The following is a 13,265-nucleotide window of genomic DNA, read 5'->3' as shown; positions in this document are numbered from 1 at the left end:
CCCTCTTCTGTCACTTTCCGGAGTTAGCTAGTAGAAAATAAGTTAAATTATCCAGAAGCATAACAAGGTTTAAATTGATTCATTGCAGCAATTAAATGATTGAATCCCAGCAATAAATGTGAATTGGGAAAAATATCTAGCCAAGGATAAATTATCCAAAAAAGTAAGAGTGGTTGGATAATTAGACGCAGATTATTTAAAGTATTCTTCCATCCGCATTCATGGTTCCATTGTTTATGATTAGAAAAATCAACTGAACTATCTTCCTGTACCTCAGCCTCAATTTTAGGAGATTGATTTAAGCATATAAATGCTGGAGAATTTAAACTAATCATTGTGTAAACACAAAAAATAATTTCCCACCACCTCTCAATATGCTGGAAATTAGTAAAACGATAATCTGTCCAACCCAATTCTTGTTTACACTGTCGAAAACCATATTCTACCCATGTCCTTAATCCATATAAATCTCCTAAAGTTTTCTTGAGATTACCTTGAAGATTTGTCATTACGAAAGAAGTAGAATTTTCTGGCATAGTTTCTGGGTCAGTAGTTATTTCCCAGTAGGTTATGGCTCTTTTTTTACCATAAATTATTTCCCTAATGTATCTAGTCTCTGATTTTTGATTGCTAAATGTTCTCTCAAACTTACACCATTTATTCGCCCTAACGCTCTGCCCTGCTGGCAACCAGACTCCATGATTACTTCTAATTGACACAACGTAAGGTAAGTTATATTCAGCTATTTTCCTAATAAATTGGCTACTTTCGCCATATAAGCTATCAGCCAGTACTAATTCAATATTAAACCCTGATTCAATTAACTCTGTAATAATTTCTGATGCTAACTCTATTTTAGTTTTATATTTATCTGACTCCTTTAATGTTCCTTTTGGTTTAAATACTTTTACAAGTAATGGAAAATTTATATTGGAGTAAATTCCATAAGCATTGACTGAAACTATCCCATTATCTATTTTCCCCACGCTTCCCAAATATTGTCTAGCCACATAATCAGTCTTCTTACCTTTTTTCCTATCTCCGGTTTCATCTATTACTAGCGTAATTGCTCGACCATTTAATCTTCTCTTGATTTTATTTAATCTTCGGATTTTTAATTCATTTACTGACCAGTCTGAATAGGCTATAAAATGATGTAATGACTGGGCAGAGTTTATACTTACTACTTTTGCTATTTCTGGTAATGATTTTCTTTTTATCGTTGATATTATTCCTAAGTGTAAATATTTGAAGCACTCATAATTTCTTACTTCTTTAAATAAGTCTTTATACTCTGCACAATATTCATCTATGATGGCAACTGTTGGGTGAGCATCTCTCGCCAAATGCTTCAGGATTTGTAATTCTACATCCATTGCCCTGCTTACCTTCCAGAGTTTTTTCTTTTGATTCTTTTATTCAGAATACCCGGAAAGTGACAGAAGAGGGCTAGAGTACCCGCTGAAATGGTTTTCGATCAGGGGCTGGGGGATTTGTTTGTGGTGCGAGTCGCTGGTAATGTTGTATGTGACACGGCTATAGGCAGTTTAGAATATGCGACAGCAACGTTGGGTTCTCAGTTGATTGTAGTTTTGGGTCATAGAAGATGCGGTGCAGTAGCTGAAGCGCTTCAAGATGAACCTATATCTGGCAGAATGAGCTTGATTGTTGAAGGCATCAAACCAGCTGTAGAGAAAGTCAAATCTACTACAAATAATCTACAGGATAATGCGGTCATTGCTAACATTCAATATCAGGCGCAAAAATTGCAGGAAAGCTCTACTATTTTGACTAAACTTGTGCGTCAAGACAAACTCAAAATTGTTGGTGCGCGTTACGATTTGGATACTGGTAAAGTATCCGTTGTTTAACCGTAATTGAGAATTCGTAATTCGTACGTAGGATGCAATTATTACCTGTTACGAATTACGAATTAAGAATTCTAAGTCAGCATATGATAGGAAGATTTCGCAGTTAGTCATAATTTTCTTCTATAGTAAATTAGTTTGTTTGTCATAGCTTATTTTGGTATATTCCAGAAAATAAATAAGCATTTTTTCTGCTGCTGATAACGGTTCTAGGTCATGCCAAATGTGGTAGGCGATCGCTACTCTTTTATGCAAGTATATACTACATTTAGCAAAAATAATTGCGTAGCACAAGCGTTGTTAGTCCAGCACCATTATGCTCAGAAAAAGAACAATCACATTGGCAACTATAGCTTGACAAAAGCTGGGAGGCTGAGCATACAAACCCTCGTTACCGGGTTCAACCTAGTAACGAGAATTAGAGCCTCTAGCTCTAATTGAATAACATTCCTGCTAGCCTAATAAAGCACGTCAGTAAAAATCGGTTGCAGCACAATGAATGGCAAATTAATTGTATTTGAAGGAGTGGAAGGTTGCGGCAAAACAACCCAGATACAATTATGTGGTGAATGGTTGCAAAGCCTTGGCATCTCCATATTAGTTACTCGCGAACCTGGAGGAACAGAGTTAGGCTTGCATTTGAGGCGCTTGTTATTAGATAAATCACCAGCCAAGCCCATTGCTGACAGAACAGAGCTATTATTGTATGCTGCTGACCGATCGCAACACGTGCAACAAGAACTCAGACCAAATCTAGCAGCAGGAAAAATAATATTGTGCGATCGCTATACCGACTCTACCATTGCTTACCAAGGTTACGGTCGCGGTCTAGATATGAGTTTAATCCACGAACTCAACGCCATTGCCACCGATGGATTAGAAAGTGATATTACCTTCTGGCTGGATGTTGATGTCGAGGTGGGACTAACCCGGAAACGACGTAGCGGCGATATTGCGGATCGTATTGAGCAAGAAGCGATCGCCTTTCATCGTCGCATCCAGCAAGGATATGTACAATTAGCTGCATCTTACCCAGAACGAATCGTGCGCGTAGATGCTAGCGCTAATCCAGGTGCTGTGCAACAGGCGATTCAGAAAATTTTGCTCTCAAAATTGGGAGAGTGGGGATATAAGCCAATGATCCCCCCTAGCCCCCCTTAAAAAGGGGGGAAAATTTACTTCAAAGTCCCCCTTTTTAAGGGGGATAATGGGGGATCTCCAAAGATTGTGTATTGAGCGATCGCGTTTTTGAGCCTTTGAGCTTGGATGACGAGGTTTTAAGCTTGGACGTTGAGGTTGTGAACTTAAATGACAAAGTAGCTAAAGCTCTTTCTAAACTTTCTTGTTCTTCATCATCTTCTATATTTTCAACAAATAAGGGAATGTCAGCTAAGGCATATAAACTGAGATAACAGCCTACTTCTTGGGCATTTTCATCCAACTGTTCCCAACTTAATTCGATAGCCTCTGCTACACCGTATTCATACCGCATCAATGGATTGGCTTTGGCGACTGCTTCGTGTTCCAACCGCTTTCTCTCTAGCCGCTTCAGCAGTTTCTCTAAAGACAAATCCGGCTGTTTATCCAAATATCGCCCGATTAACTCTAACGCCAAAGGCAAATATCCCAAGAATTTACAAATTTTTCTGGCAATCCAAGCTTCCTGATTTAACCGTTCCCTCCCAACCAGCGATTTTAATAATTTCATCGCCGCCAATGGTTTGAGAACATTCAGGGGTAGTTGCTTTAAGGTGCTGTCAAAACTGAAGCGAGTTGTCAACAACACTTTAAACCGGGGTAAATCAGGAGGTAAATAAGGTTTAACCTGTTGGGCGTAATCTGTAACATCATCAAACACTAACAAAGCTTCGCCCGATCGCCAATTCTGCCAGCAATATTTCAGCTTGTCGTGTAATTGTAGCGATCGCAACTTTAGTCAGAACTTTGGTTCCTCAACAGCAGGAAGACAAGCCAAAAAACTGAGAAATCTGCTTCATCCAATTAAAGATAAATATAGCCAAATACGTTTGGTGATAAAGCTTGATCCTCCCTAACCCTCCTTAAAAAGTAGGGAATTAAGCCCCCTTTTGTAAGCAGGGCTGATTCATTCTAAAAAGGAAAAACAATCACCTTACCAATCTCTTAAATTCTTTGTGTCCTTTGCGTCCTTTGTGGTTAGTTAAACAAATATTGTCTGGGTGAGAAGAGATTAATTTTTCCTCCAGACAATGAAACAGCCTTGCTCTTTTGTACGGGTGTTGGGGTATTTTCCGCAACCGAGTACCACTAACCGATCCGTATTGGCTGATGAACAAATTTATCCAAGTTGCTTTAAACGCCGCAGCCGTGCTGAGAAACTCTGCATTACTTTGAGCGCAAACATAGGAGTTTCTTGCACAGCAAAGAGGAAACGCTCTTTGTTCATAGATGCAAGTATGCAGTCAGTTTTGGCGATCGCAGTAGATGCTCTGTTTCTATCTGGATGAACCAAAGCTCCTTCACCAAAAACATCGCCAGCCTCGATGGTTTCAACTACTTTACCATCAACGTGCAACTCTACTTCTCCCATCAAGATACCATACATACAGTCCCCTTTCTGACCTTGTTCAAATATGACTTGACCGGCATAAAAGGTCATTTCTGGCTGGTTTTTGTAAATTCTAACGGTTTCGGCGGCTGATAACATAACTATGTCACTCCTGCGTGTTAATCGTAAATTAAAGCTTATGCTGCGAAGCAAATTTTCAGTTAAACTGCTATACCTGAAATTATGACTGACCCATTTGCCCAACTGCTCGGACAGCCGCAAGCAGTAGAATTACTGACTCAAGCTGTCAAACAAAACCGAGTTGCCCCAGCGTATTTATTTGTGGGGCCTGATGGTATTGGGCGGAGTTTAGCAGCACGGTGCTTTATGGAGTTATTATTTACCAATACTCCATCCGCAGCTATTCCTATCATCCGTACCAAACTCCAAAAAGGCAACCATCCTGATGTGTTGTGGGTACAGCCAACCTACCAGCATCAAGGACAACGCCTCACAGCTACTGAAGCAGCAGAGAAAGGGCTCAAGCGTAAAGCACCACCCGTAATCCGCCTAGAGCAAATTCGCGAGATTACCGAGTTTCTGGGCCGTCCACCTTTGGAAGCACCAAGGCATGTAGTAGTAGTGGAGGGGGCAGAAACTATGGCAGAAGCGGCTGCTAATGCGTTATTAAAAACTTTAGAAGAACCCGGACAGGCGACACTGATTTTAATTGCCCCTTCCTCAGAATCCATTCTGCCAACATTGGTGTCGCGCTGCCAACGCATTCCCTTTTATCGCTTAGATACAGCCGCAATGGCTGAAATATTAACACGTACGGATCATCAGGAAATTTTGCAACATCCAGCGATATTGAGCATCGCCGCTGGTAGCCCTGGTGAGGCGATCGCTTCTTATCAACAACTGCAAGCGATTCCCCCTCAACTACTCCAAGCAGTAACCAACGCCCCAAAAAACTACCGTCAAGCTTTGGAATTAGCCAGAGATATTGATAAAGCTTTAGATACTGAGGCGCAACTGTGGTTAGTCGATTATCTTCAACAGTCCTACTGGCAGCAGTGGTATCAACCCGATGTCATCAAACAATTAGAACAAGCTCGTAAATCCCTGCTTTGCTACGCCCAGCCGCGCCTAGTTTGGGAATGCACATTTATTCAGTTGTGTCAATAGTTAAAAATTTAAACTCTCGTAGGTGAGTCCTGAATTTGCCCAGTTGGTTTCTGCCAAAAATTCACTAAATGTGGTCAAAAGACCAGGAAACTCTTCTTCCCGCAAGCGCTGAACATCAGCTTGATAACCTTTGTTACGATACCATTGAATCAAATCGAACAGTTCTTTTCTCAAAAGCAGTAAGAAAATCCACGAGGGTACTTCTTTGTGGACAACGGTCATTCCCTGCACTTTAGAAAATTCCTCTGCCATTTGTTTTGGAGTCAGCACATCACCAGCAAGTTCTATTTCTTGACCGATGTACTTAGAATCATTTTTCATCACGTCAGCTGCTACTCGACCCATATCCTTAGTCGTAATCAGATGGATAGGCTTGTTCGGCTGAATGGAAAATGGAAAGACTCCTTTGAGGATGGACGGTCGCGTATACTGCTTCCAAAACTCCTCCATAAACAAGCAGGCCCGCAACATCGTTGTCGGTAAGCCAGCCTCTTTCAGAACCTGTTCTACTTTATATTTCTGCTCAATGTGACTGATTCTGGAATTCCTGTCTGCTCCTCCTGCGGAATTATATACGAAATGTTTGATATTAGCTTTCTTCGCAGCTTGGGCAACTCGCTTTGCTCTTTCGATCTCTCGCGGATCGGGCTTAGCCGCGTCGGCGCTGGTGGCGTGACAGTAAACAGCCGAAATATCTGCAAAAGCTGGTGCGAGAGAGTCTTCATCATCTAAATTAGCTTCCACCAGCTCAACTCCTGCATCGCTCATCTTTGCTAAAGAAGGGCGGTTAAGGTCAATTTTCCTGGTGATTGCACGCAGATTGGTAACTCCTTGTTCCACAAATCCCTTGACCACATTCGCACCTGTGCCGCCAGTAACCCCAATGAGCAACACTTTCCCGATATTCGCCCCTGTTTTTTTAGGAGAATCTAAGGCACTCAATTCTTGGTTGATTTGACCATTATCTAAAGGCATAATTTCCAAAACTTAGATAAAGGTTCACCAGGCATATTGCTGGTAAAAGTAAGGTACTACTTGCACCTGTTAATTTAACGAAGTTTTATGGATTCTACAAGTTGAAAAATGTAGACATTGATTTGGAGGATGCCGCAAGAAAAACTAGGAGGAAACCAAGCATGTGCCAACTCTGTTCACTGGCATTGCGTTATCAGAGATTGAAAATAGGGATCGGGGATTGGGGATTGGGGAAGAGATTTTCATTCTTTGCTGTGCGCCCCGGTGCATGAGAGTCTTGCACGCCTATGCAACAGTTCCCAGGCAAAGCCTCTAAAACCTGGTAACTCTCGTTACTAGGTTGAACTTGGTAACGAGAACTAAGCGATCGCCGAAAAAGAGTACTAGAGTGAAAATAGAAGCTTGATAAAGAAAAGCTTGCCTTTTGTAGGTAAGGTATTTCAAAAGTAACTCAAAATGATTACTTTCCTAGAAATTGCGTTTATTACGCTGATGGTTGGCTCGGTAGTTTTTTACCTAGCGTGTGCATTATGTACCCATCAGTTTTTTGCATCTACCCAAGGGCAGATTAATCATAACCAGAATCTACCAGTAGCTGCGTCCTCCTTTGATCCTGTAAACATAGGGAAACAAGAGGATTCCATCTATGAAGATGACTCCCCTGTATCTCCTCCAAACAAGCCTGCAAATGCAGGCTTTGTTTGTCTAGCCCCAGACGGCGTATCAGCAAAATGTGAAAATACTGAGGATGTACCAGTATCAGTCTTGTTGTCTGTTAGTGGGATAGATGAGGGAGCATGGGAAAATTGGTCATCGCTGTGTACGCAAAATTATCAAACTTATGAAGTGCTGTTTGGGGTTACAGATCCCCAAGATCCTGCTGTTTCCTTGCTAAAAAACCTAGCTGCAACCTTCCCCAACCAGGTACGATTGTTTGTCGGTTTAGAACCACGTGGAGTGAATTATAAAGACAGCAACCTGAGTTATTTATTAGCAGAGTCTCAGCATGAAGTGATCGTCTTTGCTGATGGTGATATTCGGGTAAGTCCTGATTACATTCGTATCGTTACTGCTCCCTTGAGGGATGCCAAGGTTGGTGTTGTTACCTGTACCTATGTTGGGCACGATCCTCAATACTTGGGTGCAGCCCTGGCTTCCTTGGGTCGCTGCGTTGACTTTATTCCCAGTCTGTTGATAGCTCGTATTGTTGATGGAGGTCTGCACTTGGCAATAGGAGTGACCATAGCTACCCGCAAATCAACGTTAGCTGATTTTGGTAGTTTGCACCTCAACCGAATTGGGTCAGACTATAATCTCGGCAAAAGAGCAGCAATGGCAGGCTATGAAGTTGAATTATCACCCTATGTTCTAGAGTGGGATACAGGTCAGGAGAGTCTCAAGCAAATATTTATGCGGGAGTTACGCTGGGCGCGGACTATCCGTTACAATCGGGGAGCGCAGTACTACAGTATGGTATTTTGCTACGGCACTGTCTACAGTATTCCCCTGTTGCTGCTGTCGGGGTTTGCTGGATGGGCGATCGCTCTGAGCTTAACAACATTTGTGATTCGCTATGCTCAAGTCCTAGTAAGTATCTTTAGTATCAACTGCCCTAAACTGCTGCGTTGGCTTTGGGTCATACCGTTACGAGACTTGCTGAGTTTTATCGTTTGGCTAATGGGTGCGTTTGGACAGCGCGTGTACTGGCGCGGACGATATCTGCGGGTGGAGGGTGATGGGATCATCTCTCCGTGGAGTTGACTAAAGAATGATGCACAGACGATAAGACATGGCGACGCGGAGAGCAACGAAATCATTATGTCTAGGTTTTCTGGTTCTACGAGTCGCCTTATTGTCCTGGTATAGCTTCAAATTCACCCAAAATTTGGTTATAAACTGTGAGCAAGTAGCGTGATTCAAACAAGGTGATGATATAACCCACAAAAATTAGTGCCACTGAGGTAATAACAATGGGAATTGCCAAAGGAAAGTAAATAATATGGCTTGGTTGATTAGTAAACATTTTACTTATCCTATCCCAGAAAACTCGTAACTTACCCAGAAAGCCAGATAGAGAGTCATAATACTTCTGTTGATATTTTGCCAGCAAACGCTTCTGCCAGTAGTAATCGTGGCCGATCAGCAAGAAACGCCAGAAAAAGTGAGATAGTCCTGATGGCGGGGCGTGGGTTGCCCTAGCTTGTGGCTGCCTCCAAATGGTGTAACCATAGGAATGCAAGGTGTGAGCATGAATTAGGCAGTTGCCTCGATAGAGGGGAAGCTCAGTCGGAATGGGGTATTGTAGGAGAAATTCGCGTCGGAAAGCAACATTATTGAGAAAGTATTGGGAGGTGCGTTTGAGAGTTTTCTGTCTGGAGTATTGGGGAAAGATATAAGTCAAAGCCATAGCAGTACCGTAGGGCCCCTTCCCTCGTGTTGTTGTTTCTCCTGCCACAACTTGGATCTGATCGCTTTGAGTGAAAGGGATGAGGATATTTCTTAACCAGTTTGTTTCATAGATGCAATCAGAGTCGCAATAGACAACTATGTCCCCTGTTGCCAAATTAGCTCCCAGCATTTTTGCTTTGTAATATCCAGTCCCTAATGATGCTTGGCAAACTTTAATCCAGGGATATTTTTCAAGCAGTTGCTCAAGCTTTTTTGGGGGAACATCACCACTATCTATCATTAAAATCTCATTTGCAAAAATGGGCGAGAGGTCTTGATTAAATAGCGAAGTTAAAGACTCAGATAGACTATTGAGATCGGCATTGGCCAAGTTTTCCGTTTCTAAGACAATGGAAAAACTTGGTAGTTGTTCCTTGAGTGTAGATGCTTTTATCTGTCCCATAGCTTACTTAACCTCATTCCTCTAATTGATCTAGGCGTTGAATCTGCGATCGCAGCGCCTAAATGAAATAGCGGTCAAAGTCCAGCTATCCTCCAATCAAAATTTCACGTCAGCTGTTGCAAGGGAGAGGATAGCCGAGTTTTGGTAATAACACCTGTAATTCCTATTTTGGCACTCCCCGCGAAGACAGTGACGAGGATTGTGGGGCAATGGGCAAGGGGCATAGAAAAGATCCAATTCCCAATGCCCAATGCCCTATTCCCAATCCCCAATTCCCAATCCCCAGTCCCTTTTACGTGTGAACTTGATTACGTATTTTTTGGGAATAGAACGAAGCCGATTCTTCGTTTCTTGCACACTCCTGTGCAAACTTAATTAGATGGTGTCCGACAAGCCCAACGTGAATTAAGTTTTCAATATTACCTGCTTTCAGTGCTGGTCGCGCCATTTCCCAAAAAGTCTGGCGATAATTACTAAATAATCCTACCCGCAGCAGAATATTGGTCATACAGGTTAAACCTTTACGGATATTTGCCCAAGAAGTGCGGGCAGGGCTATTGGGAACCTTGATTCGATTGGGGTAGGTGTTTTCTATGTTGTAGGCAAATCGCTGATATAAAAATTCTGGTTCATAGGCATTTGTAATACAGCGACGCCACATTTCAACTACCTGTTCGTAAGGCATTAAAAACTTGATATTCGATTCGCGATTTTCATCAAAAACCAGTCGTCCTTCTTGTTCTAACCTGCGCCACAAAGGAGTTTTTGGTAATGCATGTAATAGGTTAATTGTCAATAAAGGAATTTGAGACAGGCGAATAAATTCGAGAATTCGATCTGCGGTTTCTGGTGTGTCTGTATCAAACCCAATGATGATTCCCGATACAACTTCCATGCCATAGCTATTTAAAACTTTCACCGCTTCCAGAATCGGCATACTCAGGTTGTGAGTTTTGGAAATAGCTTGGAGAGCCTCAGTTTCCGGGGTTTCAATGCCACAGAAAACTGTACAAAAATAAGCTTCGCGCATCATTTCCAAAAGCTTGGGACTTTGAGCCAGATTCAGCGTTGCTTCACAGGCAAACTGGATGGGATAGCCATTGCGCTTTTGCCAGTCAATCAGGTGAGGAAGCAACTTCATCAGGGCACGGCGATCGCCCACAAAGTTATCATCTACAAAGTACACCGCTCCCGGATTACCGCATTTGAGCATGACATCCAGTTCAGCCAGAACTTGCTCTGGTGTTTTCATGCGGGGATTGCGTCCATAGAGTTCGGGAATATCACAAAACTCACAGCGATAGGGGCAACCACTGGAAAACTGAATATTTGCCAGGAAATATTGATCGAGATTCAGCAAGTGATAGGCTGGGATGGGAAACTCGCTCAGGGGTAAGCGTTCCTTGGTTTCAAAGCGAATTTGCTGTTGAGGAGGTTCGGTATGGCAATCCAAATACTCGATCATGCGATCGGTTGCATCTCCCAACTCACCCAAATGTAAAATGTCAAACTCAGGATAATATTCTGGGCAACCAGATACAGAGGGGCCACCGACAACAGTAATTTTGCCTTCTGCATGGGCAAGTCGATTAATTTGATTAATCTGCGATCGCTGAATGTGCATCCCGCTCACAATCACTACATCTGCCCATTGGTAATCAGCCCTTTTTGCCGATCGCACGTTTTCATCAACAAACCGGACTTCCCACTGTTGAGGTAAGTAGGCAGCTACTAGCAAAATCCCTTGTGGAGGCATAAAAGCCCGGACTTTACCCATGAGAGGGTAGGCGTGGTGAAAAGTTCCAAAAGAGCGAGTGTACTTGGGAAAGATGCAGAGAACACGTCGATGGTGTAAGGGAACGTAGCGCGTTCTTTTAGTAGGAGCGGTTTCAGAATCTGCCGCTACAGGAATTTGGTTTTCCAAAGACTTCAGATTCACACTCATTCCGAAATTCTCCTCAGAAAACTGAGCAGCTAATTTGACAATTTATTAGTACGATTAGCTGTAATTGCAACTAGCTTACCGCGATCTCTGAGAAGTTTTTAACTGTAAAATATAAAATTTCCCCTAGGAGCGCAAACTGAATTGGTTTGTAAACAACTGTCATGCATTTGATTTATTTTCTTTTGCGTTCAAATTGGGGCATGGTGGCGATCGCGATCGTGACTGGATTCCTCAGTGGTGGTAGCAGTGCTGGTCTGATAGCTTTAATCAGCAATGCTGCGGGTAGTGACCCCGGTTCGTCTTTGGCAACCATAGTTTGGGGTTTTGCAGGGCTGGCATTAGTTGCACTCGTCACCAGCATTATTTCTCAAGTGATGTTGATTCGCCTATCTCAGAACGCAGTTTTGCAATTACGGATGCGCTTGAGTCGCCAGATTCTCTCCTCAGAGTTGAGTCATCTGGAACAGCTAGGAAATCCCCGCCTATTGGCAACCCTCACAGAGGATGTACAAGCAGTTGCCGATGGTGTTTTTCAGATGCCTTTCCTATTTATTAATCTGGCGATCGTTCTAGGTTGTGTGGTCTACATCACATGGCTATCTTGGTTAGTACTGCTGATGATTGTAGGACTTTCAGTGGTGGCTATTGGCAGTTGCCAATGGCTGTTAAACAGAGGCAAGAAATTGCTCGCCCTGGCTCGTGAAGATCAAGATATACTGTTTAAGCATTTCCGTACTATTACTGAAGGAGTCAAAGAACTTAAGCTACACTACGGGCGGCGTCAAGTCTTTCTAGACAAAAAACTGCAATCAACTGCTACTGCATTCCGCCGTCACAATGTTGATGGTTTTACCCTTTTTGCCACAACTACTAGCTGGGGTCAACTTGTATTCTTTTTTGCGATGGGTTTTGTAATCTTTGCCCTGCCTAATATTCTTGCTGTCAAACCTCAAACTCTTTCTGGCTATATCTTGACCTTCACCTACTTGATGATGCCAATGAATAATATCATCAGCAAACTTCCTGTTTTGAGCAAAGCTAGCATTGCATTGCAAAAAATTGAGTCACTGGGTTTATCTCTAGCTAGTCGGGCAGAATTATCAACAGTTCCACCTGCTGTCAAGACTTCCTGGCACAGCTTACAACTCAATGATGTCACCCACACTTACCATACAGCCGAAACAGACAACAACTTTATTTTGGGCCCTATCAACCTGACACTTCATCCCCAAGAACTAGTGTTCATCGTCGGGGGAAATGGCAGCGGTAAATCAACTTTAGCCAAGTTAATTACTGGACTTTATATTCCTGAAGCTGGAGAAATACGATTAGATGAAGAGTTAATTACCGAACAAAATCGTGAATGGTATCGCCAGCATTTTTCTGTGGTATTTTCTGACTTTTATTTATTTGATGAACTTTGGGGATTAGAAAATTCTGGTCTAGATAGTAAAGTCCAAGAATATCTCAAGGTTTTACAGCTAGACCATAAAGTTAAAGTCAAAAATGGTAAACTTTCCACGACTGCTCTTTCACAAGGACAGCGTAAAAGACTGGCTTTACTCACAGCGTATTTGGAAAACCGACCAATTTATCTATTTGATGAATGGGCAGCCGACCAAGATCCAGCATTTAAGAAAATTTTTTACACAGAATTGCTAACAAAACTGAGAGATCAAGGCAAAACAGTGCTGGTCATCAGTCACGACGATCGCTATTTTCATCTAGCAGACCGAATTGTTAAACTCGAATACGGTAAAGTGGAATTTGACATAAAAGGGGTGTAGGGCGATAAGAGGATGTCTGAAAAGTTCTTGATAGGTGATTTTAATCACGCAAGTTGCTTGAGCATTAAACGAATCATAGCGACATAAATAAAAGCCTCTGTTGTTTCAGGTAAAATTTCATAAT

At 42.3% G+C, this 13,265-nt stretch carries 10 protein-coding genes and 1 pseudogene; 5 read left to right on the top strand and 6 right to left on the bottom strand.

Annotation, left to right across the window (positions count from 1 at the left end; translation table 11 throughout):
* Positions 1 to 47 precede the first annotated feature (47 nt).
* Positions 48 to 1,376, bottom strand: coding sequence for an IS701 family transposase (locus tag HXY43_RS16565; RefSeq protein ID WP_290884827.1), 1,329 nt, complete (start codon positions 1,374 to 1,376; stop codon positions 48 to 50).
* A gap of 72 nt (positions 1,377 to 1,448) precedes the next feature.
* On the opposite strand from HXY43_RS16565, the pseudogene HXY43_RS16560 reads away from it, so the two are divergent.
* Positions 1,449 to 1,871 (top strand): annotated as a pseudogene (locus tag HXY43_RS16560) (carbonic anhydrase); the annotation flags it as partial.
* Positions 1,872 to 2,363: 492 nt separating this feature from the next.
* On the top strand, positions 2,364 to 3,029 hold the full coding sequence (gene tmk / locus HXY43_RS16555) for a dTMP kinase (RefSeq protein ID WP_290884825.1): 666 nt from the start codon (positions 2,364 to 2,366) through the stop codon (positions 3,027 to 3,029).
* Between the two features lie 34 nt (positions 3,030 to 3,063).
* Here tmk and HXY43_RS16550 read toward each other — a convergent pair whose 3' ends face one another.
* Positions 3,064 to 3,798, bottom strand: a complete 735-nt coding sequence (locus tag HXY43_RS16550; protein ID WP_290884822.1) for an NB-ARC domain-containing protein — start codon at positions 3,796 to 3,798, stop codon at positions 3,064 to 3,066.
* A gap of 387 nt (positions 3,799 to 4,185) precedes the next feature.
* On the bottom strand, positions 4,186 to 4,554 hold the full coding sequence (locus tag HXY43_RS16545; RefSeq protein WP_290884819.1) for a cyclic nucleotide-binding domain-containing protein: 369 nt from the start codon (positions 4,552 to 4,554) through the stop codon (positions 4,186 to 4,188).
* Between the two features lie 84 nt (positions 4,555 to 4,638).
* Between HXY43_RS16545 and HXY43_RS16540 the strand changes: the two genes are divergently transcribed.
* Positions 4,639 to 5,583 carry a DNA polymerase III subunit delta' gene (locus HXY43_RS16540; RefSeq protein ID WP_290884816.1) on the top strand — a complete coding sequence of 315 codons (945 nt, stop codon included), beginning with the start codon at positions 4,639 to 4,641 and terminating at the stop codon, positions 5,581 to 5,583.
* Here the strand turns inward: HXY43_RS16540 and HXY43_RS16535 are convergent, their stop codons facing one another.
* A complete protein-coding gene (locus HXY43_RS16535) occupies positions 5,584 to 6,558 on the bottom strand; it encodes an NmrA/HSCARG family protein (protein ID WP_290884813.1) in 975 nt (324 codons plus the stop codon).
* A 456-nt stretch (positions 6,559 to 7,014) separates the two neighbouring features.
* Between HXY43_RS16535 and HXY43_RS16530 the strand changes: the two genes are divergently transcribed.
* Entirely contained in the window at positions 7,015 to 8,319 is a 1,305-nt protein-coding gene (locus HXY43_RS16530) for a glycosyltransferase (protein ID WP_290884810.1), read from the top strand.
* An 88-nt stretch (positions 8,320 to 8,407) separates the two neighbouring features.
* Here the strand turns inward: HXY43_RS16530 and HXY43_RS16525 are convergent, their stop codons facing one another.
* Positions 8,408 to 9,409 (bottom strand): glycosyltransferase family 2 protein, encoded by a 1,002-nt coding sequence (locus HXY43_RS16525; RefSeq protein WP_290884807.1) that lies wholly within the window; start codon positions 9,407 to 9,409, stop codon positions 8,408 to 8,410.
* Between the two features lie 292 nt (positions 9,410 to 9,701).
* Entirely contained in the window at positions 9,702 to 11,354 is a 1,653-nt protein-coding gene (locus tag HXY43_RS16520; protein ID WP_290884804.1) for a B12-binding domain-containing radical SAM protein, read from the bottom strand.
* A gap of 161 nt (positions 11,355 to 11,515) precedes the next feature.
* On the opposite strand from HXY43_RS16520, the gene HXY43_RS16515 reads away from it, so the two are divergent.
* The gene (locus tag HXY43_RS16515; RefSeq protein ID WP_290884801.1) at positions 11,516 to 13,141 is read left to right on the top strand and encodes a cyclic peptide export ABC transporter; all 1,626 of its coding nucleotides are present in this window, start codon (positions 11,516 to 11,518) and stop codon (positions 13,139 to 13,141) included.
* Positions 13,142 to 13,265: the final 124 nt, after the last annotated feature.

It is taken from the genome of Fischerella sp. (assembly GCF_013388695.1).
Lineage (GTDB): Bacteria > Cyanobacteriota > Cyanobacteriia > Cyanobacteriales > Nostocaceae > PCC9605.
The sequence above is the reverse complement of the archived record's forward strand: the minus strand, read 5'-3'. Positions and strand labels throughout refer to the sequence as shown.